Source organism: Staphylococcus sp. HMSC062H10, assembly GCF_001836945.1.
Classification (GTDB): Bacteria; Bacillota; Bacilli; order Staphylococcales; family Staphylococcaceae; genus Staphylococcus; species Staphylococcus aureus.
Genome location: NZ_KV830972.1, coordinates 691576 through 715828, shown reverse-complemented (window position 1 = coordinate 715828; position 24253 = coordinate 691576). Strand labels below are relative to the sequence as shown.

19 protein-coding genes and 3 pseudogenes are annotated in these 24253 nt (G+C 32.9%); 13 read left to right on the top strand and 9 right to left on the bottom strand.

The features are described 5' to 3' along the window. The 5 genes and pseudogenes from HMPREF2658_RS06125 to ccpA form a co-directional block, all read left to right on the top strand. Positions 1 to 798: pseudogene (locus tag HMPREF2658_RS06125) on the top strand (hypothetical protein); the annotation flags it as partial. 134 nt (positions 799 to 932) lie between these two features. Beyond that, complete coding sequence (locus HMPREF2658_RS06120; RefSeq protein WP_031874968.1) at positions 933 to 1037, top strand: hypothetical protein; 105 nt, start codon at positions 933 to 935, stop codon at positions 1035 to 1037. Between the two features lie 454 nt (positions 1038 to 1491). Then, positions 1492 to 2583, top strand: a complete 1092-nt coding sequence (locus tag HMPREF2658_RS06115) for a bifunctional 3-deoxy-7-phosphoheptulonate synthase/chorismate mutase (protein WP_000066379.1) — start codon at positions 1492 to 1494, stop codon at positions 2581 to 2583. Positions 2584 to 2917: 334 nt separating this feature from the next. Further along, positions 2918 to 3030: pseudogene (locus HMPREF2658_RS06110) on the top strand (hypothetical protein). A gap of 72 nt (positions 3031 to 3102) precedes the next feature. After that, positions 3103 to 4092 (top strand): catabolite control protein A, encoded by a 990-nt coding sequence (gene ccpA / locus HMPREF2658_RS06105; protein ID WP_000219063.1) that lies wholly within the window; start codon positions 3103 to 3105, stop codon positions 4090 to 4092. Positions 4093 to 4190: 98 nt separating this feature from the next. Here the strand turns inward: ccpA and HMPREF2658_RS06100 are convergent, their stop codons facing one another. Beyond that, positions 4191 to 5360 carry an acetoin utilization protein AcuC gene (locus tag HMPREF2658_RS06100; RefSeq protein ID WP_001184009.1) on the bottom strand — a complete coding sequence of 390 codons (1170 nt, stop codon included), beginning with the start codon at positions 5358 to 5360 and terminating at the stop codon, positions 4191 to 4193. A gap of 24 nt (positions 5361 to 5384) precedes the next feature. Beyond that, the gene (locus tag HMPREF2658_RS06095) at positions 5385 to 6017 is read right to left on the bottom strand and encodes a hypothetical protein (RefSeq protein WP_054194566.1); all 633 of its coding nucleotides are present in this window, start codon (positions 6015 to 6017) and stop codon (positions 5385 to 5387) included. Between the two features lie 168 nt (positions 6018 to 6185). Between HMPREF2658_RS06095 and acsA the strand changes: the two genes are divergently transcribed. After that, positions 6186 to 7892 (top strand): acetate--CoA ligase, encoded by a 1707-nt coding sequence (acsA, locus tag HMPREF2658_RS06090; protein WP_000862076.1) that lies wholly within the window; start codon positions 6186 to 6188, stop codon positions 7890 to 7892. Between the two features lie 439 nt (positions 7893 to 8331). Continuing rightward, positions 8332 to 9999, top strand: coding sequence for a formate--tetrahydrofolate ligase (locus HMPREF2658_RS06085; RefSeq protein ID WP_070854251.1), 1668 nt, complete (start codon positions 8332 to 8334; stop codon positions 9997 to 9999). Positions 10000 to 10243: 244 nt separating this feature from the next. Here the strand turns inward: HMPREF2658_RS06085 and HMPREF2658_RS06080 are convergent. Beyond that, positions 10244 to 10332: pseudogene (locus tag HMPREF2658_RS06080) on the bottom strand (hypothetical protein). On the opposite strand from HMPREF2658_RS06080, the gene harA reads away from it, so the two are divergent. After that, positions 10331 to 13006, top strand: a complete 2676-nt coding sequence (gene harA / locus HMPREF2658_RS06075) for a haptoglobin-binding heme uptake protein HarA (RefSeq protein WP_001032782.1) — start codon at positions 10331 to 10333, stop codon at positions 13004 to 13006. The pseudogene HMPREF2658_RS06080 and the gene harA overlap by 2 nt on opposite strands. 139 nt (positions 13007 to 13145) lie before the next feature. Next, complete coding sequence (locus HMPREF2658_RS06070; protein WP_031785424.1) at positions 13146 to 13232, top strand: hypothetical protein; 87 nt, start codon at positions 13146 to 13148, stop codon at positions 13230 to 13232. On the opposite strand, the gene HMPREF2658_RS06065 is transcribed toward HMPREF2658_RS06070, so the two are convergent. Next, positions 13212 to 14117 carry a transglycosylase domain-containing protein gene (locus HMPREF2658_RS06065; RefSeq protein WP_000184363.1) on the bottom strand — a complete coding sequence of 302 codons (906 nt, stop codon included), beginning with the start codon at positions 14115 to 14117 and terminating at the stop codon, positions 13212 to 13214. The two genes, HMPREF2658_RS06070 and HMPREF2658_RS06065, sit on opposite strands and share 21 nt — an antisense overlap. A 380-nt stretch (positions 14118 to 14497) precedes the next feature. Between HMPREF2658_RS06065 and tyrS the strand changes: the two genes are divergently transcribed. Beyond that, on the top strand, positions 14498 to 15760 hold the full coding sequence (gene tyrS / locus HMPREF2658_RS06060; RefSeq protein WP_000186035.1) for a tyrosine--tRNA ligase: 1263 nt from the start codon (positions 14498 to 14500) through the stop codon (positions 15758 to 15760). Between the two features lie 93 nt (positions 15761 to 15853). On the opposite strand, the gene HMPREF2658_RS06055 is transcribed toward tyrS, so the two are convergent. Further along, positions 15854 to 17128, bottom strand: a complete 1275-nt coding sequence (locus HMPREF2658_RS06055) for a S1C family serine protease (protein WP_001279338.1) — start codon at positions 17126 to 17128, stop codon at positions 15854 to 15856. 171 nt (positions 17129 to 17299) lie between these two features. On the opposite strand from HMPREF2658_RS06055, the gene HMPREF2658_RS06050 reads away from it, so the two are divergent. From HMPREF2658_RS06050 to HMPREF2658_RS06040, 3 genes are all read left to right on the top strand, one after another. After that, positions 17300 to 17917: a lysophospholipid acyltransferase family protein gene (locus HMPREF2658_RS06050; RefSeq protein ID WP_000287588.1), complete on the top strand. Its 618-nt coding sequence runs from the start codon at positions 17300 to 17302 to the stop codon at positions 17915 to 17917. Positions 17918 to 18044: 127 nt separating this feature from the next. After that, entirely contained in the window at positions 18045 to 19511 is a 1467-nt protein-coding gene (gene nagE / locus HMPREF2658_RS06045; RefSeq protein ID WP_000276359.1) for an N-acetylglucosamine-specific PTS transporter subunit IIBC, read from the top strand. A gap of 106 nt (positions 19512 to 19617) precedes the next feature. Beyond that, the gene (locus HMPREF2658_RS06040) at positions 19618 to 20748 is read left to right on the top strand and encodes an HAD family hydrolase (RefSeq protein WP_070854248.1); all 1131 of its coding nucleotides are present in this window, start codon (positions 19618 to 19620) and stop codon (positions 20746 to 20748) included. On the opposite strand, the gene HMPREF2658_RS06035 is transcribed toward HMPREF2658_RS06040, so the two are convergent. The 4 genes from HMPREF2658_RS06035 to HMPREF2658_RS06020 all read right to left on the bottom strand — a co-directional run bounded on the left by HMPREF2658_RS06035 (position 20709) and on the right by HMPREF2658_RS06020 (position 24208). Continuing rightward, positions 20709 to 20795 (bottom strand): hypothetical protein, encoded by an 87-nt coding sequence (locus HMPREF2658_RS06035; protein WP_153908661.1) that lies wholly within the window; start codon positions 20793 to 20795, stop codon positions 20709 to 20711. The genes HMPREF2658_RS06040 and HMPREF2658_RS06035 overlap by 40 nt on opposite strands. A 101-nt stretch (positions 20796 to 20896) precedes the next feature. After that, a complete protein-coding gene (serA, locus tag HMPREF2658_RS06030; RefSeq protein ID WP_000808829.1) occupies positions 20897 to 22501 on the bottom strand; it encodes a phosphoglycerate dehydrogenase in 1605 nt (534 codons plus the stop codon). Then, a complete protein-coding gene (locus HMPREF2658_RS06025) occupies positions 22488 to 23648 on the bottom strand; it encodes a pyridoxal-phosphate-dependent aminotransferase family protein (protein WP_000291426.1) in 1161 nt (386 codons plus the stop codon). The genes serA and HMPREF2658_RS06025 overlap by 14 nt, the downstream gene beginning before the upstream one ends. A 113-nt stretch (positions 23649 to 23761) precedes the next feature. Beyond that, positions 23762 to 24208, bottom strand: a complete 447-nt coding sequence (locus HMPREF2658_RS06020) for an OsmC family protein (protein WP_000553931.1) — start codon at positions 24206 to 24208, stop codon at positions 23762 to 23764. Positions 24209 to 24253: the final 45 nt, after the last annotated feature.

Below are 24253 nucleotides of genomic sequence, written 5' to 3'. Positions count from 1 at the left end.
ACAGATAAAAGTGCAGCTGTATCAAATGAAGAATCAAAAGCAGCGGCATTGAAAGCACAACAAGCAGCGATAAAAGAAGAAGCAAGTGCAAATAATTTAAGTGATACATCACAAGAGGCACAAGAGATTCAAGAAGCTAAGAAAGAAGCACAAGCAGAAACAGATAAAAGTGCAGCTGTATCAAATGAAGAATTAAAAGCATCGACATTAAACGTATCGAAAGAAGAGTCACAAGCTGAAAGATTAGCAAACGCTGCAAAACAGAAGCAAGCTAAATTAACACCAGGTTCAAAAGAGAGTCAATTAACTGAAGCGTTATTTGCAGAAAAGTCAGTTGCTAAAAATGACTTGAAAGAAATTCCTCAATTAGTTACTAAAATGAATGATGTATCAGAAACAGAGACAGTTAATACAGATAATAAAGACACTGTTAAACAAAAAGAAGCTAAATTCGAAAATGGTGTTATTACACGTAAAGCTGATGAAAAAACAACTAATAATACAGCTGTTGACAAGAAATCAGGTAAACAATCTAAAAAAACAACACCTTCAAATAAACGAAATGCATCAAAAGCATCGACAAATAAAACTTCTGGTCAGAAAAAGCAACATAATAAGAAATCATCACAAGGTGCAAAGAAACAAAGTAGTTCAAGTAAGTCAACTCAAAAGAATAATCAAACTAGTAATAAGAATTCAAAAACAACAAATGCTAAATCATCAAATGCATCAAAAAAATCAAATGCAAAAGTTGAAAAAGCTAAAAGTAAAATAGAGAAACGTACATTCAATGACTAAGCATACTAAAATCGTTTAATTATCAATCATAGCAGTAAGCTATGTATTATATTTTTAAAAATTGAATTTCAAAATAAAAGGTAGGCATTCAGGTGCTTACCTTTTTTGATATCATCAGTTTATTTTGAAAGGCAATGCGATCATTCCATGTATTTATGCTATTTGTAACATCGTTAGATTACAATAGTGATATTGCACATTTTAAGCTGAAGATGGAAAAATATTTGATAATCAAATAAACAATGGATCTTAGTAGGTACAATGACGTTCACTAATTCAAATATAGCTGAATAAGTTGGTGAGTGATGTTCACTATAGATTTATATTAATATACAAAGGTTGTTAATTTTTATTAAGCGTTAGGTTGAATGTATGAGAATTTTAGATTTATAATAGAAGATAGAAACCAAAATTTTTCTTAAAAGCAGCAATGTTGACTCAAAATAAGCTATAATCATGACACTTATTTAATTGATTAACATGTGCTAATAAATATCAATATAGAATATAACTTTCAAACAATGACTGAGAAAATCGAAATGTCAGTCAAGCATCATATAGTTAGAAAATTAATTATTTTCTGTCAATTTAGGGTTGAACTATACATATGATATTGTTAGAATATTTTTTAACATTATATTTTATTGCTTTAAAGTGGAATATACTTGAAATAATTCGTAGAGGTGAGTAAGGATGAGTAATAAATTAGAATCATACAGAAGTGAGATTGTCTCACTGAATCATCAAATTTTAGACTTATTATCTAAACGTGGTGAACTAGCACAAAAAATTGGGGAAGAAAAATTAAAACAAGGTACACGTATCTATGATCCACAACGTGAAAAAGAAATGCTTAACGACTTAATCGATAGTAACAAAGGACCATTCAACGATAATACTATTAAGCAATTATTTAAAGAAATTTTCAAAGCCTCTACAGATTTACAAAAATCTGAAAATGAAAAACATTTATATGTATCACGTAAGTTGAAACCTGAAGATACGATTGTAACATTTGATAATGGGGGCATTATTGGAGACGGCAATAAATCATTTGTATTTGGGCCATGTTCAGTTGAATCATTTGAACAAGTTGAAGCTGTTGCTAAAAACTTACATGCTAAAGGTGAAAAATTTATTCGTGGCGGTGCATTTAAACCACGTACATCACCATATGATTTCCAAGGTTTAGGTGTTGAAGGTCTTAAAATACTTAAACAAATTAAAGATAAATATGATTTAAATGTTGTCAGCGAAATCGTAAATCCAAATGATTTTGAAGTGGCTGATGAGTATTTAGACGTATTCCAAATTGGTGCACGTAATATGCAAAACTTCGAGTTATTAAAAGAAGCTGGCCGTACGAAAAAGCCTATTCTATTAAAACGTGGTTTATCTGCTACAATCGAAGAGTTTGTTTATGCAGCTGAATACATTGCTTCACAAGGTAATCAAAACATTATTTTATGTGAACGTGGTATCCGAACATATGAAAAGGCGACACGTAACACTTTAGATATTTCAGCAGTACCAATTTTAAAACAAGGTACACACTTACCAGTCATGGTAGATGTTACGCATAGTACAGGTCGTAAAGATATCATGTTACCAACTGCGAAAGCAGCATTAGCAGTTGGTGCAGACGGCGTTATGGCTGAAGTACACCCTGACCCATCTGTTGCACTTAGTGATGCGGGTCAACAAATGGATTTAGATGAATTCCAAGCATTTTATGATGAATTAAAGCCTTTGTCTGATTTATATAACGCTAAAAAGTTAAAATAATATGACTACGGTTGAAGGTATGTGAATTTATATTTCGTTTTAAAGTAAGTTAAAATCACCACCTATATCATCAGTACATCATAGCCATTCTAAGAAAATGTTAATCTTAGAGTGGCTATGTTTGTTTATGTTAATGGACTACATTTGAAAAGGGACATATGTTTGTTCAAAATATACAGAGTCATAATGCTGATTAATATTTTAAAAGTTTGGAAATTGAACATTTATATAGCCATAGCGAGCGAAAACTTACAAGCTGTTTCGAAAATGTGAACATTTTTCAACAAATACAAATCAAGTTTGAAAAGGCTTTCTCAAAATATTACAATTAAAAATGAAAAAAGTTTATATAAAATTAAAATATATCGTTCGTTATTATCTGAACATTGATTTTATATCAAGATTTTCGTTGAATTTTCCAAACAAAAATATGTTACTGTAAATTAAAGTATGGTAAACTATGAAAATGATATGAAAACATGTTATTATAATGAATAAAACGTTTACAAGGAGGAAATTATGACAGTTACTATATATGATGTAGCAAGGGAAGCACGTGTTTCAATGGCCACTGTATCACGTGTTGTTAATGGGAACCAGAATGTTAAAGCAGAGACAAAAAATAAAGTTAACGAAGTTATCAAGCGATTGAATTACCGTCCAAATGCTGTTGCCAGAGGTCTAGCAAGCAAAAAGACGACAACAGTAGGTGTGATTATCCCTGATATTTCAAATATCTATTACTCACAACTAGCAAGAGGGCTTGAAGATATTGCAACAATGTACAAATATCATTCAATTATTTCTAACTCAGATAACGATCCTGAAAAGGAAAAAGAAATTTTTAATAACTTATTAAGTAAACAGGTTGATGGTATTATTTTCCTTGGTGGTACAATTACTGAAGAAATGAAAGAATTGATAAATCAATCATCTGTACCTGTAGTTGTATCAGGAACTAATGGTAAGGATGCACATATAGCATCTGTTAATATTGATTTTACTGAAGCTGCGAAAGAAATTACGGGAGAGTTAATTGAAAAAGGCGCTAAATCATTTGCATTAGTAGGTGGAGAACATTCTAAAAAAGCTCAAGAAGACGTTTTAGCAGGTTTAACTGAAGTGTTAGATAAAAATGGTCTTCAATTAGGCGATGCATTAAATTGTACAGGTGCTGAAAGTTATAAAGAAGGCGTAAAAGCTTTTGCTAAAATGAAAGGTAATCTTCCAGATGCTATATTATGTATCAGTGACGAAGAAGCTATTGGTATCATGCATAGTGCAATGGATGCTGGTATTAAAGTTCCAGAGGAATTACAAATTATTAGTTTCAATAATACACGCTTAGTTGAGATGGTTAGACCACAACTTTCTAGTGTTATTCAACCATTATATGATATCGGTGCAGTAGGAATGCGCTTACTTACTAAATATATGAACGATGAAAAGATAGAAGAACCGAATGTAGTTTTACCACACAGAATTGAATATCGTGGCACAACAAAATAAATTCACAAAAAAGAGGCATTCTTCTAACACCCCGACTTATACGGGTGTTGGAAGAATGCCTTTTATTTATCTTTTAAAATCGTTGCAGATTAGGTGACTTATTGATGAGTAGATTCGTACCAACTCGCTATATGTAAAGCTAATTTTTTATTTTTTTCACTAATTTCTTTTGTGCGGGGGACATAGGTATAATCATTTAAACGATCTTCCCATCTTTTAGGTAATAATTCAGATGAATAATGTTTCCATTTATTAATCCATTCTAACGGTAAATAACCACTTTGAATTGGTTGATCTATTAAACTTAAGAATACATGACTCCATGCACGTGGTACGACTCTCCAAATATTGTAGCCTCCGCCACCAAACATAATTACCTTTCCATTCGTATAAGTATCTGCTAAATATTTTACAAAATATGGAATTTCATATAATGAGTGTAACGTACAATTTAGATGAGTTAGTGGATCACGATAATGTATATCGACACCATTTACGCTTAGAATAATATCAGGTTTAAAACTCTTTACGACTGGCTCAACTGTTAATTTAAAACACTCCAAAAATGATGCATCTTCTGTATACGGTTCAAGTGGGACATTTACAGCGTGTCCATAGCCGATATCTTCACCGCGTTCAGTATAGTGACCAGAGCCTGGGAAAAGAAATTTTCCGGTTTCATGGATAGAATAAGTAGTAACATGGTTATCGGCATAGAAACTCCATTGTGTACCATCTCCATGATGTGCATCGGTATCTATGATTAAAACACGTTGATTGTATTCTTTAGCTAAGTATTGTGCGGTAATTGCAATATCATTGTATATACAAAAACCACTTGCTCGACCAGGTTGAGCGTGATGCAAACCACCACCTAAGTGACAACCATTTAATACTTTGCCTGACATAATAAGATCTGCTAAAGTTAAAGCGCCTCCAACAATTGTGGCACTATGGCGGTGCATATGCCTAAATTGACCATTCTCTTCATCATTTAATCCATATTTCTTAGCCTCATCTTCACTGATAATGCCATGTGAAGCATGCTTAATTGCTTCGACGTAATCATATTTATGAATTAACATTAATTCATCATCTGTTGCAATTCTAGGTTGTACTATTTGTTCTGGAGACAATAAATTTGCATTCAAAAGTAGCTCTGTTGTTAATTTTAAACGCATTTGATTGAAGGGATGTTGGTCATGAAATCGATATTGTAATAATTTATCTGAATAAACATATGCAGTTTTTGATGAATGTTGTTGCATATAATCCCTCCGATATTCCAAAAATTAAAAGAAAAACCGATTCATATAACGAATATCATCAAACGCTTGTTGCTGTTCTAATGTAATGTTTTTGCCAATTCTTGCCATTAAACAATTAGCTGGATGACTTGTTATTTCTGGATCATCTGTAGCGAATATTTCAAGTCCACCAGTTGCCATTAACCGCTGCATTAATTTTTTATAGTCAAATACATCTAACTTTGAATTTTTTAAATCCCAATGCCAGTAATATTCAGTAGTTATAACGATATAATCCTCGAATTCTGGTGTAGAAAGGCTAAGTTGTATTAACTTTTCTGCAAGTTGTAATTGCCTAAAATTGATGCTGACTTCAATTGCCCCCAATTCGATTAAATATGGAAGGTTAACTGTAGACCAGCGCTCAATTTCATCAGGATAGTGGAAAGTGACATAACCCACAATGAGTTGATCTTGGCGAGCAACATAAATTCTACCTTCTGGTAATGTTGTAATTTCTAACAAAGCTTCATACTGATCTTCAGCATCTCTAAATGCGGTTAAATGCGCATCGAAAGTAAGCGCTTTCAAATCTTCGTGTGATAAAGGACCTTCAATAACAAATTGCTTGTCATGAATGTAATAATCTTCGGATTGATACGTCTTTAAATGATTCATATTTTCAACTCCTCAATCGACGTCATGATTGTATTAAATTCATTATATAGAAAATTTACAATAATTAATACTAGAAAAAGGATAAAAGTAAAAATTTTGAATAATTAGAAATGTTATGTATAATATTGAGGAAGAAAGCGTTTTCACAAAACAAAGGGGGAGTTTCAAATGAAAGTCGAAGTATACAAAGGAGCGCAAGGCAAACATAACCTTAAAGATTATGAAGAAACATATAATGCTTTTGATTGGAAAGACGTAGAACAAGCATTTTCTTGGAGTGAAACTGGAAAAATGAACATGGCATATGAATGTATAGATCGCCATGTAGATCAAGGATCAGGGGATAAAATAGCGTTAAATTACAAAGATGAGCACAGAAAAGAATCGTATACTTATAAAGATATGCAACGGTTATCTAATAAAGCAGCGAATGTTTTGTCTGAACATGCAGAAGTTGACAAAGGTGACAGAGTATTTATTTTTATGTCACGTACACCTGAACTATATTTTGCGTTGTTAGGTGTTTTAAAAATTGGTGCAATTGTTGGGCCGTTATTTGAAGCATTTATGGAAAAGGCGGTTGCGGATAGATTAGAGAACAGTGAAGCTAAAGTGTTAATTACTAATAAGGCATTGTTACCTCGAGTACCTGTAGATAAATTACCGAACTTGAAAAAAATTGTAGTCGTAGATGAGGATGTAGAAGACAATTACATAGACTTCATTAGTTTGATGGAAACTGCTAGCGATGAATTTGACATTGAATGGTTAAAGTCGGATGATGGTTTGATTTTACATTATACATCAGGTTCTACTGGGCAACCTAAAGGTGTATTGCATGTTCAACAAGCGATGTTAGTGCACTATATTTCTGGAAAATATGTATTAGATATACAAGAAGATGATGTTTATTGGTGTACAGCAGATCCAGGTTGGGTTACAGGAACATCTTATGGTATTTTTGCACCATGGTTAAATGGCGCTACAAATTGTATAGCTGGTGGTCGCTTTTCACCAGAACAGTGGTATAGTATGATTGAAGATTTTAAAGTGACGATTTGGTATACGGCACCAACAGCTTTAAGAATGTTAATGAGTGCTGGTGACGATATTGTTGAGAAATATGACTTGTCATCGTTACGTTCGATTCTATCAGTAGGTGAGCCTTTAAATCCTGAAGTAATAAAATGGGCGAAAAAAGTATACGGTTTAACGGTGTTAGATACTTGGTGGATGACAGAAACAGGTGGACATATGATTGTTAACTATCCAACGATGGACGTCAAGCTTGGCTCAATGGGCAAACCATTACCTGGTATTCAAGCTGCAATTATCGATGATGCAGGTAATGAATTACCACCAAATCGAATGGGCAACCTTGCTATAAAAAAAGGCTGGCCATCAATGATGTATCGTATCTGGAAGAATCCAGAAAAATATAAATCATATTTTATTGGAGACTGGTATGTATCTGGTGATTCGGCATATAAAGATGAAGATGGTTACTTCTGGTTCCAAGGACGTGTTGATGATGTAATTATGACAGCTGGTGAAAGAGTTGGACCATTTGAGGTTGAGTCGAAATTGGTTGAACACGAAGCAGTTGCAGAAGCAGGAATTATTGGTAAACCTGATCCGGTTCGCGGTGAAATAATTAAGGCGTTTGTTGCACTGAGAAAAGGATATGAACCAACAGACGAATTAAAAGAAGAAATTCGTTTATTTGTTAAAGAAGGTTTGTCGGCACATGCAGCACCCCGTGAAATCGAATTTAAAGATAAATTACCTAAAACACGCTCAGGTAAAATTATGAGACGTGTATTAAAAGCTTGGGAATTAAATTTAGATGCAGGGGATTTAAGTACAATGGAATAATGACATGAATGTTATAGAAGATTTCTTTCGAAGAATAAAGGGTGACAACATATTTCATGTTAATGTTTAAATAATCGTTTACTTTACGATAAGCAATATAAAGAGCTGTTAACTTGTGTCATATCATTTCGTAGAAAGCATTTGAAAATGATGACATAACAATAATGGCATATCTTTATATTGCTTTTTATTTTAAATATGACCTTTGGAAGATGACTATTTTAAATAATAGAAAAATATAGTTATCAATAGTATCAAGTGCTAAAAGTTGTATAATACAAAACTTTAATAAGTGAATTTATTGCAAAAATGAAAGCGCTAACCCGATTTAGTCGACAAGTTTTTAACAGTTCGTAATTATATGAATGTAAGTAAAAATTTCTTAGCTACAACTTACATATTTAAAATGCATAAATTAAACAAAAAGGGGCGAAAAAAGTTGACTCATTTATCAGATTTAGATATTGCGAATCAATCAACACTACAACCAATTAAGGATATTGCTGCATCGGTAGGCATTTCAGAGGATGCATTAGAACCTTATGGTCATTACAAAGCTAAAATCGACATTAATAAAATTACGCCAAGAGAAAACAAAGGGAAAGTTGTTTTAGTAACTGCGATGAGCCCAACACCAGCTGGTGAAGGTAAATCAACTGTTACAGTTGGTTTAGCTGATGCATTCCATGAGTTAAATAAAAATGTTATGGTTGCATTAAGAGAGCCTGCTTTAGGACCAACATTTGGTATCAAAGGTGGTGCGACTGGTGGTGGTTATGCGCAAGTCTTACCTATGGAAGATATCAACTTACATTTCAACGGAGATTTCCATGCGATTACAACTGCTAATAATGCATTGTCTGCGTTTATCGATAATCATATTCACCAAGGTAATGAATTAGGAATCGACCAAAGACGAATTGAATGGAAACGTGTATTAGATATGAATGATCGTGCACTTAGACATGTAAACGTTGGGTTAGGTGGACCTACAAATGGTGTACCACGTGAAGATGGCTTTAATATTACAGTAGCGTCTGAAATTATGGCGATTTTATGTTTAAGTAGAAGTATTAAAGACTTAAAAGATAAAATTAGTCGTATTACTATTGGTTACACTAGAGATCACAAGCCAGTTACAGTTGCAGATTTAAAAGTGCAAGGTGCACTTGCAATGATTTTAAAAGATGCAATTAAACCAAACTTAGTACAATCAATTGAAGGAACACCAGCATTAGTTCATGGTGGACCATTTGCGAATATCGCACACGGTTGTAACTCAATTTTAGCAACTGAAACAGCACGTGATTTAGCTGATATCGTTGTAACGGAAGCTGGATTTGGTTCAGACTTAGGCGCTGAAAAATTCATGGACATTAAGGCACGTGAAGCTGGATTCGACCCAGCAGCAGTTGTAGTTGTAGCAACGATTCGTGCATTAAAAATGCATGGTGGTGTAGCAAAAGATAATTTAAAAGAAGAAAATGTAGAAGCAGTAAAAGCAGGAATTGTTAATTTAGAGCGTCATGTTAATAATATTAAAAAATTCGGTGTAGAACCGGTTGTTGCAATTAATGCATTTATACATGATACCGATGCAGAAGTAGAATATGTAAAATCTTGGGCTAAAGAAAATAACGTACGAATTGCCTTAACTGAAGTTTGGGAAAAAGGTGGTAAAGGTGGCGTTGACTTAGCAAATGAAGTATTAGAAGTCATTGATCAACCTAATTCATTTAAACCTTTATATGAATTAGAATTACCATTAGAGCAAAAGATTGAAAAGATTGTGACTGAAATCTATGGTGGTTCAAAAGTAACGTTTAGCAGTAAAGCGCAAAAACAATTAAAACAATTTAAAGAAAATGGATGGGATAATTACCCAGTATGTATGGCGAAAACACAATATTCATTCTCAGATGATCAAACGTTGTTAGGTGCACCATCAGGATTTGAAATTACAATTCGTGAATTAGAAGCGAAAACAGGTGCAGGATTTATCGTAGCATTGACAGGTGCAATCATGACTATGCCTGGTTTACCTAAAAAACCAGCAGCATTAAACATGGATGTTACTGATGATGGTCATGCAATTGGGTTATTCTAATACATCATGTCAATTGTTTAATCAAGATAAGTAAATAGTTTAATAGACCGGACTGTTGGAGATGCATTATTTCAGCAGTTCGGTTTTTTGCTGTGCTAAAAATAGATTCAATTTGACGAATCTAAAGTCAAAGTTTGAAGGTGGTTAATTAATGTATTCGAAGATAAAAAGTGGGCTTGAAGAATAGGAAAGCGATGCAATGGATATTTATATTAAAAAATATTAATAAAATAGGTTGCAATATTTAATTGGGATAAGCTACAATAAACACTAATAATTGATATTGATAATTATTATCAATTAAATACATCTTATAGGAGTTGTTAACAACATGAACAAACATCACCCAAAATTAAGGTCTTTCTATTCTATTAGAAAATCAACTCTAGGCGTTGCATCGGTCATTGTCAGTACACTATTTTTAATTACTTCTCAACATCAAGCGCAAGCAGCAGAAAATACAAATACTTCAGATAAAATCTCGGAAAATCAAAATAATAATGCAACTACAACTCAGCCACCAAAGGATACAAATCAAACACAACCTGCTACGCAACCAGCAAACACTGCGAAAACCTATCCTGCAGCGGATGAATCACTTAAAGATGCAATTAAAGATCCTGCATTAGAAAATAAAGAACATGATATAGGTCCAAGAGAACAAGTCAATTTCCAATTATTAGATAAAAACAATGAAACGCAATACTATCACTTTTTCAGCATCAAAGATCCAGCAGATGTGTATTACACTAAAAAGAAAGCAGAAGTTGAATTAGACATCAATACTGCTTCAACATGGAAGAAGTTTGAAGTATATGAAAACAATCAAAAACTGCCAGTTAGACTTGTTTCATATAGTCCTGTACCAGAAGACCATGCCTATATTCGATTCCCAGTTTCAGATGGCACACAAGAATTGAAAATTGTTTCTTCAACTCAAATTGATGATGGAGCTGAAACAAATTATGATTATACTAAATTAGTATTTGCTAAACCTATTTATAACGATCCTTCACTTGTAAAATCAGATACAAATGATGCGGTAGTAACGAATGATCAATCAAGTTCAAACGCAAGTAATCAAACAAACACGAATACATCTAATCAAAATACATCAACGACCAACAATGCTAATGATCAATCGCAGGCAACGACCAATATGAGTCAACCTGCACAACCAAAATCGTCAGCCAATGCAGATCAAGCGTCAAGCCAACCAGCTCATGAAACAAATTCTAATGGTAATAATAGCGATGCATCGAATACATCAAGTAATCAGTCGAATGGGAACCAACAATATCCGCCAGCAGATGAATCACTACAAGATGCAATTAAAAACCCGGCTATCATCGATAAAGAACATACAGCTGATCATTGGCGACCAATTGATTTTCAAATGAAAAATGATAAAGGTGAAAGACAGTTCTATCATTATGCTAGTACTGTTGAACCAGCAACTGTCATTTTTACAAAAACAGGACCAATAATTGAATTAGGATTAAAAACAGCTTCAACATGGAAGAAATTTGAAGTTTATGAAGGTGACAAAAAGTTACCAGTCGAATTAGTATCATATGATTCTGATAAAGATTATGCCTATATTCGTTTCCCAGTATCTAATGGTACTAGAGAAGTTAAAATTGTGTCATCTATTGAATATGGTGAGAACTTCCATGAAGACTATGATTATACATTAATGGTCTTTGCACAGCCAATTACGAATAATCCAGATGACTATGTAGATGAGGAAACATACAATTTACAAAAATTATTAGCTCCGTATCACAAAGCTAAAACGTTAGAAAGACAAGTTTATGAATTAGAAAAATTACAAGAGAAATTGCCAGAAAAATATAAAGCAGAATATAAAAAGAAATTAGACCAAACGAGAGTTGAGTTAGCTGATCAAGTTAAGTCTGCAGTGACAGAATTTGAAAATGTTACACCTACAAATGATCAATTAACAGATTTACAAGAAGCGCATTTTGTTGTTTTTGAAAGTGAAGAAAATAGTGAGTCAGTCATGGACGGATTTGTTGAACATCCATTCTATACAGCAACTTTAAATGGTCAAAAATATGTAGTGATGAAAACAAAGGATGACAGTTACTGGAAAGATTTAATTGTAGAAGGTAAACGTGTCACTACTGTTTCTAAAGATCCTAAAAATAATTCTAGAACGCTGATTTTCCCATATGTACCTGACAAATCAGTTTACAATGCGATTGTTAAAGTAGTTGTGGCAAACATTGGTTATGAAGGTCAATATCATGTCAGAATTGTAAATCAGGATATCAAGACAAAAGATGATGACACATCACAAAATAATACGAGTGAACCGCTAAATGTACAAACAGGACAAGAAAATAAGGTTTCTGCAACGGATACAGCTGAAAATAGCAGCACTGCAACAAATCCAAAAGATGCGTCTGATAAAGCAGATGTGATAGAACCAGAATCTGACATGGTTAAAGATGCTGATAGTAGTGTTGACAAAGATGTGCAACATGATGTTGATCATTTATCCGATATGTCGGATAACAATCACTTCGATAAGTATGATTTAAAAGAAATGGATACTCAAATTGCCAAAGACACTAATAAGGGTGTTGATAATAGCGTTGGAATGATATCGAATAACCATATTGATAAAGACATTAATAAAAATGAAGGCAAGGTTATACAACTAGCACATAATGCCGATAAAAATAATCATACTGGAAAAGCAGCAAAGCTTGACGTAGTGAAACAAAATTATAATAATAAAAGCGAAGTTGCTGGCAATAGATCAACCGAGCATCCATCGAGTGATATTCATAAAACTGTTGACAAAACAGTGAAAACAAAAGAAAAGGCCAGCACACCATCGAAAGAAAACAAACTTGGTCAATCTAAAATGCTACCAAAAACTGGAGAAACAACTTCAAGCCAATCATGGTGGGGCTTATATGCGTTATTAGGTATGTTAGCTTTATTCATTCCTAAATTCAGAAAAGAATCTAAATAATTAACTGGATATAGCATATGTATGATTAACTTTGTAGACAATGTGAAAGCAATTAAGTTATAAACTATTGATTGGTTTAATGGCTTTCCATTAGAGTATTTAAAATAAAGAACAGCAGTGAGACGTTTTCTAATAGAAAATAATCTTACTGCTGTTTTTAATATTTGGATGCATTGTTGTGGTTACTTTAAAAAGTGAGTATCAATTAACGCTTTTTTCGATTTAATAAATGTGATTTAATATCATATTTTAATGCGTCGTTGTATTCTTTTTCAGTGATTTGATCTTCGATTAACATACGCTTTAATACATAATGTTGTCTTTGAATACTATATTTCAAATCTTTATCTGATTTTAACGTTCCATCTTTTTCGTAAGGTGTATAGCCATATGGGCTTTGCAACAAACCGATAAGGTATGCAGATTGTGCAATTGATAAATCTTTTGGTGGAATACCAAATAAACTATATGAAGCGGATGCAATTCCGGAAATATTAGCGCCATTATAATCTCTACCGAAGGGAACTATATTTAAATATGTATATATAATTTCATCTTTTGAGAGTAGGTGTTCTAATCTAATTGCTAGGCGAAGTTCATTTGCTTTTCTACTATATGTTTTTTCGTTGGTAAGAACTTGATTTTTAACAAGTTGTTGTGTAATTGTGCTACCACCTGAACTTTGATCAGTATTAAAAATATCTTGTATCATTGCTCTTAAAATCGCCTTTGGTAAGATGCCATCATGTTTATAAAATAAAGTGTCTTCAGATGACGTTAATGCTTTAATGGCATTTGGACTTGATGTTTTAGGTCCTATAATGAGTGAGTTTTGAGAATGATTATACTCATATAACAAATTTTTGTTATTATGATCTAATAATTCATCGCCAGGTATTTGGCGAACTTTTTTTATTAAAGCATCATCTGATAATGAGTCCGACGTTTTAGTTAAATGATGAAAATATAAAGACATCGCAATCACAGCGATAGCAACGATGGCAATGAAAATCATAAATATAAAAACAATGACATGTTTGATAGCTTTATATATCTTTTCAAAATGATATATATGATGATTCAATTGATGATTGTTGTCTTGATTCGTCATCTTTAACCTCCTAAATTACGTATAGTATACCATATTTAAGCAATTTGACTTTTATTTTAACGTTAATTATAATTAGGGAAAATGCATAAAGAATAGGATAAAAGGACAAGTAATATTATTTGAAATCATCAGAGAGCTAGTGGTCGCTGTGAACTAGTGTTTTTAATAATATGAATACACCTTTATAACTAACATGTCCTACGTTTATTAATGAACGTATCATTAATAGAGTGAACATTATCTTATGATTATGTTTAAGTTTGGTGGTAACGTGCAATCGCGCCCTTACATATTTGTTGTAAGGGTTTTTTTACGTTCAAAAAGCTTTAAAGTATTTTAACAAGTATTCACTAAATAATTATAAATAGGAGGAAATAATAATGACGAATGTATTAATTGAAGATTTAAAATGGAGAGGTCTTATTTATCAACAAACTGATGAACAAGGTATTGAAGATTTATTAAATAAAGAACAAGTGACGTTATACTGCGGTGCTGACCCGACGGCAGACAGCTTACACATTGGTCACTTACTACCATTCTTAACATTAAGACGTTTTCAAGAACATGGACATCGTCCTATCGTTTTAATTGGCGGTGGTACAGGTATGATTGGTGATCCATCAGGTAAATCAGAAGAACGTGTGCTACAAACAGAAGAACAAGTAGATAAAAATATCGAAGGTATTAGTAAGCAAATGCATAATATTTTTGAATTTGGAACAGACCATGGTGCAGTGCTTGTTAATAATAGAGACTGGTTAGGACAAATTTCATTAATTAGCTTTTTACGTGACTATGGTAAACACGTCGGCGTTAATTACATGTTAGGTAAAGATTCAATCCAAAGTCGTTTAGAACATGGTATTTCATATACAGAATTCACATACACGATTTTACAAGCTATTGATTTCGGTCATTTGAATAGAGAATTGAATTGTAAGATTCAAGTAGGTGGATCAGATCAATGGGGTAATATCACGAGTGGTATTGAATTAATGCGTCGTATGTATGGTCAAACAGACGCATACGGTTTAACTATTCCGCTTGTAACTAAATCAGATGGTAAGAAATTTGGTAAGTCTGAGTCAGGTGCTGTTTGGTTAGATGCTGAAAAGACGAGTCCTTATGAATTTTATCAATTCTGGATTAACCAATCAGACGAAGATGTCATTAAATTCTTAAAATACTTTACTTTCTTAGGAAAAGAAGAAATTGATCGCTTAGAACAATCTAAAAATGAAGCGCCACATTTACGTGAAGCTCAAAAAACATTAGCTGAAGAAGTGACTAAATTTATTCATGGAGAAGAAGCTTTAAATGATGCAATTCGTATTTCTCAAGCATTATTCAGTGGTGATTTAAAATCTTTATCAGCAAAAGAATTAAAAGATGGGTTTAAAGATGTGCCTCAGGTGACATTATCAAATGGCACAACTAATATCATTGATGTACTGATTGAAACTGGTGTTTCGCCATCAAAACGTCAAGCGCGTGAAGATGTTAATAATGGTGCGATTTATATTAACGGTGAAAGACAACAAGACGTTAATTATGAATTAACATCTGACGATAAAATTGATAGTGAATTTACAATTATTCGTCGCGGTAAAAAGAAATACTTTATGGTTAACTATCAATAAATATAATTGCATAGCTAAATAAATTAGAGCCTACTCATTACATTCTTAGGAATGAATATGAGTAGGCTCTTAATGTACTTTTCTGTCTATAAATTATCTAAAGAAATCTCTATCGCCTTGGCCAGGTGATTGGCGTTCTGATCGGCTTTGACGTTTTGGTTGTTCTTTTTGTTGTTTTAATTTCACTTTAACTTCTTTTGTTTTACCATCACGGATAACGGTAACAGTGACTGATTCACCAGGCTTTTTATTTTCATATAAATAGCTTCTTAAATCAACATCATCTTTAATTTTCTTGCCATCAATTTCTGTAATAATATCACCTTTTTTAAGATCAATATCACTATCAGCTTTTGCGACATAAATACCGTCTTCTCTATCAGTATGAAGTTGCTCGCGCTCTTCTTCAGGGATATCTTTCAAATTAATTAATCCAATACCGATTGAAGGGCGGTCTATTTTACCATGTTTTACAAGTTGTTCAATTGTTACTTTAACTTCATTACTTGGAATGGCAAACCCAATACCTTCAACTTGTGTCGCAGCAATTTTCATTGAGTTAATACCAACTAAATTACCATTAATATCTACTAATGCGCCACCTGAGTTACCTGGGTTAATAGCAGCATCTGTTTGAAGAACGCTGACTTTTGTATTACCTCCAGTTGTCTCTGCGTCAATAGTACGTTCACTTGCTGAAATGATACCAGATGTTACAGAGTTAGCAAATTGTAATCCTAATGGATTACCCATTGCGAATACGCTATCGCCAGTTTGTACTTTTGAAGAGTTGGCGAATTGAATCGCTTTAATACCTTTTGTATTTTCAATTTTAAGTACAGCAATATCAGTTACTGCATCTTTACCAACTAATTTCGCTTTAACTTGTTTTTTATTATGTAATTGTACTCTAATTTCATTTGCGCCATCAATAACATGATTGTTTGTAACGATATAAGCTGAATTGTTGTTTATTTGATAGATAACACCTGAACCTACTCCGGCTTCAGATGGTTTAGATGATTTGCCTTTTAATAAGTCGTCTACACTTGATGCTTTTTGCATGTTAATAACTCCAACAATTGTAGGGGAGACAGATTTTATCATTTCATGAACGGTACCGAATTTCTTGCTTTGACCGTCTAATTGATTGCCACCTTTATTATTTGTTGTCTGGACAGTTGAACCATCTTTATTTAAAATTGTACTATTTAATACTTTGCCTATACCAAGTACTAGAAGTGCACCAATGATTCCAGCAATCAATGCAACGATGACTGTTTTAAACCATGGAAATTTAGGTCTTCTGTATCTAGGTGTTTGGCTATGGTTTGTTGTAGAATGATCTGTATGATTAAAATCTGACATACTTAACCTCCATTATATGATTTATATATGCTTTAATTATGTCTTTTTTTTATAATTATTGCTAGTAATACACTATACAACTTTAGATGTATTTTCAGACTATCTTGTTCTAGTAAAAATATAGTGATAAAATCTAGTTGTTATAAACAAATAAGTTAAGTAGGTGGCACAATGTATTCAGTGATTAGTAAGATTTTGAATTTCATTTTAGTTAAAATGTCAAAATCATTATACGTAATCGGTAAAGATAATATTCCTAAGGATAGTAAATATGTCGTAACTTGTACGCATGAAAGTTATAACGAAGTCATTATGCTAGGTATGGCATTATATCCTAATCAAATTCATTATATGGCTAAAAAAGAATTATTCAAAAATAAATGGATTGGTAAATTTTTAACGTCTTTAAATGCATTTCCTGTAGATCGTGAAAATCCAGGACCTAGTACTTTAAAACGCCCAATCAATTTGTTGAAAGATAATAAGACAGTTGGTATCTTCCCAACAGGCTCTCGCACATCGCAAGAAGGTGCGCCTTTGAAACGTGGTGCTTCAACAATTGCAATGTTAAGTAAGTCTCCAATATTACCTGTTGCTTATGTTGGTCCTACTAAGATTCATGGTCTTTTAACAGGACAAGCATACATAAATATCGGTAAACCAATCGATATTAACGATTTACCTAAAGATTTAAAACGAAACGAGCGTATCGATTACATTACAAAAGAGATTGAAACACGAACAGCAAAGTTACAACAAGAATTGCATGAAATAGTAAAAAGTTTATAAAATAACTTGAGGTAGAAATATAGCTGGTTAGTATGCCTAGGTGACTATAACGGAGTATCGAAGTAGTTATTCTAGTTACATTAGTAATCTTTATATTTCTACCTTATTTTAAGAAGGATGACATTCAATGTATAAATTTTTCCAAAATTTAGGGCGTTCGTTAATGTTACCAGTTGCCATTTTACCGGCTGCAGCAATTATTGCCGGAATTGGTAATACGTTAAATGCACTTCATGCGGCGCCGAAAATCGCAATGTTCTTTACTACGGTAGGTACTACGATTTTAGAGCAATTAGGTATTTTATTTGCAATTGGTGTAGCTATAGGGATGGCAAAGAAAAATGATGGTGCTGTCGCGCTTGCAGCTGCGTTAGGATATTTTTTAGTTACAGTTGTATTATCACCAATGAAATTAGCGCCTTTATTAGGAATGAAAGCTTCTGAAATAAATTCAGCTTTTGAAAAGATGAATAATGGCAATGTCTTTGTTGGTATTGTAATAGGTTTATTAGCAGCTTATGCATACAATAAGTTTAGTGAAACAGAATTACCATTAGCATTATCATTTTTTAGTGGTAAACGTTTAGTTCCAATTATGACTGCATTTTACTGTACATTTTTAGTTGTCATATTGTTATTCTTATGGCCACTACTTTATTCATGGATTGTAAAATTTGGTGAATCTATAGTTGGTTTAGGATCATTTGGTGCTTTCGTATATGGTGTTGCCAACAGATTATTAATTCCTACAGGATTACATCATGCACTGAATAGTGTGTTCTGGTTTGATACGATTGGTATTAATGATATTGGTAAATTCCAAAGTGGCAAAGATGCTATAAAAGGTATTACAGGACGCTATCAAGCGGGATTCTTCCCAATCATGATGTTCGGTATTCCAGCGGCTGCGTTAGCAATGTATCATACTGCTAAAACTACTCAGAAAAAACAAGTTTACGGTTGGTTCCTAGCGAGTTCAGTTGCAGCATTTTTCGTTGGTGTTACAGAGCCGATTGAGTTTGCATTTATGTTTGTTGCGCCAATCTTATATGTTGTTCATGCGTTATTAACAGGATTATCTTTATTTATCGCAGCTACATTCCATTGGACAGCTGGATTTTCATTTAGTGCAGGTTTGATAGATTATGTGTTATCACTAATTAATCCGGTATCAAATCATCCATTGATGTTGCTTGTTCAAGGTGTTGTATTTTTTATCTTATACTATGTGATTTTCCGTGTAGTAATCCAAGTATTTAACTTGAATACGATTGGTAGAGGTGAAAATGAATTAGTTGATCCAACAGTTGTAAAAGATAATATTGCTCCTGGTGAAAATGATATTAAACAAAGTAAGTATCATAAACATGCTATTCAAATATTAGAAGGTTTAGGTGGTCAAGATAATATTGTTAATTTAACTAATTGTGCAACAAGGTTGCGTCTAGAGTTAAAAGACACATCTATTATTGATCAACAGAAGATTAAAAACGCCGGTGCAGTTGGTGTTACTATTAATGGCAAACATTCAACTCAGGTTATTGTCGGTACACACGTACAGCAGGTTGCTGATGAAATTGAAAAACATTTATAAAATTTAAACAGCTAAAGCGCAAATCCAACTTCAATAGGGTTTGCGCTTTTTTTAGTCAAATAGTAGAATGATTTATATCTGAATTTTCAGAAATGGAGTGGGGATTGTGAAGAAAATTTTATTTGATGTTGATGGCGTTTTTTTAAGTGAAGAACGTTGTTTCGATGTCTCTGCATTAACGGTATATGAATTATTAATGGATAAGTGTTATTTAGGTCTTCATTCACATATAGATTGGGAAACTTTGACTGATAACGATATACAAGACATTAGGAATCGAATTTTTCAAAAAGATAAGATTTTAAACAAATTAAAATCGCTAGGGCTGAATTCAAATTGGGATATGTTATTTATCGTTTTTAGTATTCATTTAATTGATATTTTGAAAAAGTTATCACATGAAGAAATTGAGGCATTCATGTATCAAGATGAGCCTGTCGAATTGAAGTTGAAAAATATAATCACAAACTTAGCAGACCGTTTTAATTTAAATGAACAACTACCTTTACAATTTTTGGATAATGTAAAAGTTGGTAAAAATAATATTTATGCTGCTTTGGAAGAGTTTGCAACAACAGAGTTACATGTTTCGGATGCTACTTTATTTAGTTTGAAGGGTGCATTATGGACGTTAGCGCAAGAAGTTTATCAAGAATGGTATTTAGGATCGAAGTTGTATGAAGAGGTTGAAAAGAAAATAGCACGAACTACTTTTAAGACGGGTTATATTTATCAAGAAATTATTTTGAGACCAGTAGATGAAGTTAAGGTGCTTCTGAATGATTTAAAAGGTGCTGGTTTCGAATTAGGTATTGCAACAGGTCGTCCTTATACTGAGACTGTTGTGCCATTTGAAAATTTAGGATTGTTACCATATTTTGAAGCTGATTTTATTGCAACAGCAAGTGATGTTTTAGAAGCAGAGAATATGTATCCGCAAGCACGACCATTAGGAAAGCCAAATCCTTTTAGTTATATCGCAGCTTTATATGGTAATAAACGCGATAAATATGAATCTTATATCAATAAGCAAGATAACATTGTAAATAAAGATGACGTATTTATAGTAGGTGATTCGTTAGCCGACTTATTAAGTGCTCAAAAAATAGGTGCAACGTTTATTGGAACATTAACAGGTTTAAAAGGTAAGGATGCTGCAGGTGAGTTAGAAGCGCATCATGCCGACTATGTTATTAATCATTTAGGTGAACTTAGAGGTGTACTAGATAATTTGTAATTTGATTGTTGTTTGACAGCATAACTTGAAGTGAATGATTGAACCAAGGTTTCATATTGAGTTACAATGAAATTAATAATGAAAAAACGCCAAGAAGCAATGGAAGTAATCCAATGTCTTCTTGGCATTTTGAATTTACATAAATTGTTTATGACTGTACCGTCAATTCAGTTGTGAAAATTTGATTGTATTCACCAACTTGTTTAAGTTCATCAATTATATTGTTTGAAACAGGTTGATCAACGGATAAAATCATTAGCGCATCTCCGCCCGCTTTAGTTCTACCTAAAGTCATAGATGCAATGTTGATATTGTATTTACCTAACAATGCGCCAGTTTTACCTACCATACCTGGAGTATCATTATGATATGACACAATTTGATATTGATTTGGCTTTAAGTCTACAGAAAAATTATTAATTCTAACAATTCTTGGACCGAAACCTGTAAAGACAGAAGCGCCAACTTTAACGGAATCGCTATCGTTTGATAGTTCTACCTCTAAGTAGTTACTAAAACCTGTCTCTGCTTTATTATTTTCAATATTTAATGTCACTTGTTGTTGATTTAACAACATTAGAGCATTGATAATATTGACTTCAGGACCAAGATCATCTTTTAAAATATGAGTAATAATTGTACGTGTTAATAAACTACTATCAATAGAGGCTAAGTCGCCACCGTACGTAATTTTAATAGAGCTTGGTGCATTGTACATTAATTGAATAGCTAATTCACCAACTGTTTGGCTTAAATTGATGAATGATTTTACAGTATCATCTATATTGCTTAAGTCCATTTTAGGTGCATTCACTGCATGCGTTACAGTACCATCAATTAAAATTTCGATGATTTCATTTGAAACAGAAATTGCCACTTTTTCTTGAGCTTCGACTGTTGAAGCACCCAAATGAGGTGTAACAATAATTTTATCATGTGCAACAAGAGGCGAATCAGTTGCAGGTTCATGTTCAAACACATCGATAGCTGCCCGACTAATTTGTCCTTCGTCTAATGCTTTTATTAGCGCCTTTTCATCAATAATACCACCACGTGCCACATTGATTATTTGCAAACTAGGTTTTGCTTTGGCAAAAAAGTCAGCATTAATTAAGCCTTTTGTTTTAGGTGTTAGTGGTGTATGCAATGTAATGAAATCAGAATGTTGGGCAATCTCATCAACTGTTGCCTTCGTAATGCTTAAAGATTTTGCTTTTTCATCCGTTAAGTAAGGGTCAAAAGCTAGTATTTTCATTCCGAAACTTTGCGCACGTTTAGCAACACCTAAACCAATTCTACCAGCACCAATGACACCTAATGTTTTATGATAAAGCTCAGTACCTTTAAATGCATTTCGATTCCATTCTTTATTTGTAAGTGATTGGTGTGCTTGCGGAATATTTCGAGCCATTGATAATAACATTGCTAGTGAATGTTCAGTAGCTGAAATCGTATTACCATCTGGGGCATTAATAACTAAAATACCTTTTAATGTTGCAGCATCAATATTAATATTATCTACACCAACACCGGCGCGTGCGATTACTTTTAAAGAATCAGCAGCATTTATGATATTTTCAGTAACCGTAGTTTGACTACGAACGATTAAAGCATGGTATGAAGGTATAATTTTGATTAATGCTTCTTCGGACAAGCCAGTTTGAATATCTACTTTGAATTGTTCGTGATCTAATAATGCTTTGATACCATCTTTTGATATGGGATCTGCAACGAGTACATTAAATTGCTTCATGAATAACCTCCATATATTTTGATATACCTTTACCGATATAGTTAACTTTACGGTGTTCAGTTAAAATAATTTCTAAAGCAGATACTACCGATAAAATATCGAAAGGACTAATTTTCCCCATATGACCAATTCTTAAAATTTGACCTTTAAGATGGCCTTGACCACCAGCAATTGTTATTTTAAAGCGATTTTTAAGTTCATCTTTGATTATTTTCACTTCATCATTTGTATTAGGTTTGAATGCCGTAACCGTTGGAGATGCATCCTTATCATTGACTAATAAAGTTAAATCTAATGCTTTTAAGGCGCTTCTTAATGCATTTCTAATTGCATAGTGTCGTGCTATTACGTGATTGAAACCTTCTGCTTTTACGGTTTCAACGTATGCATTTACACCTCTAAATAAAGACACATTTGGTGTGAACGGTGTAGAATTGTCAGCTTGTGACGAAATGTATTTATTTAAGTCTAGATAAAATTTTGGTGTAGTTACTTCTTTGAAACGTTCTTTTGCACGGTGGCTATAAGCTACAAAAGCTAATCCTGGAGGTAACATAATTGCTTTTTGACTACCAGAAACAAGTACATCAATTTTATCTTTGTTAATGTCAACATCAACAGCACCAATGCAACTTACGCCGTCAACTACAAAATAAATATTACTATTAAATTGATTGATGGCATTTCCTAACTCATGAATAGGGTGTAGCACTGTCGTAGATGTTTCGCAATATTGACTAAATACTGCTTTAACTTCAACATTTAAAGTTGAAAGGTAATTGATGAAATCTTTGACATCTACAGCTTCTCCCCATGTAACGTCATAAATATGCACATTTTTGTAATAAGTTTGTGCAATTTGTTTAAATCGGTTACCAAAGGCACCTGAAACAATGACAACGAAGTGATCTTCAGGGTTTACAATGTTCAACATACTAGCTTCTAAGACGCTTGTACCGCTAGATGTTAAAATAAGTACATCATTTTGACTCCCAAATATTGGCTTTAGACCTTGAAATGCTTGTTGTGCGATGTCTTCAAAATCTTTAGAACGATGACCAACCATAGGTGCTTGAATTTCTCTCATAATGGCATCAGGTACAGGGGTTGGGCCAGGTGTTAATAACAACGGTTGATGATAATACATTTATATGCCTCCTATAAATAAGATTTCACTATTTTAGCAAATTTTCTGAAAATTTAAAAGCCTAAAAAAGTGATAACGCTATATTGTTGAACAAATGTTATCACTTAACGATTTTATTTGGACTGAATGATGGGATAGATTTTTATGTCCACATTATTTCTTACAGCATTTGAAATCATGCAATTATTATCTGCAATTGTTATCAATTTTGGTAATCGCTTTTCTAATTGTGCTATTTGATCACTTGGAATTTGAATGTGAGGATGGTGCACAATTTTTGACATACTGAATTTTCCATTATTTAAACAAGCTGTTCCAATCGATTGTTGTTCAATTGAAATATCTGTGAACTTTGCACGTTCAAGAGTAGCTGCTAATGAGATGATATAACATGATGAAGCGGCTGATACTAACATTTCATCGGGATTTGTTCCAATACCAACACCGCCTAAAGAAGCAGGTATTGAAATATTCTCTGAAAGTATGTCGCTTTGAACGTTTCCGACGTTGTTACGACCACCTTGCCAAGAAGTTTGGACTTTAAAGTCATGTTGATGCAATTGCTTTAACCTCCAATATAATTGTGATAGTTTAATTTTAGAATA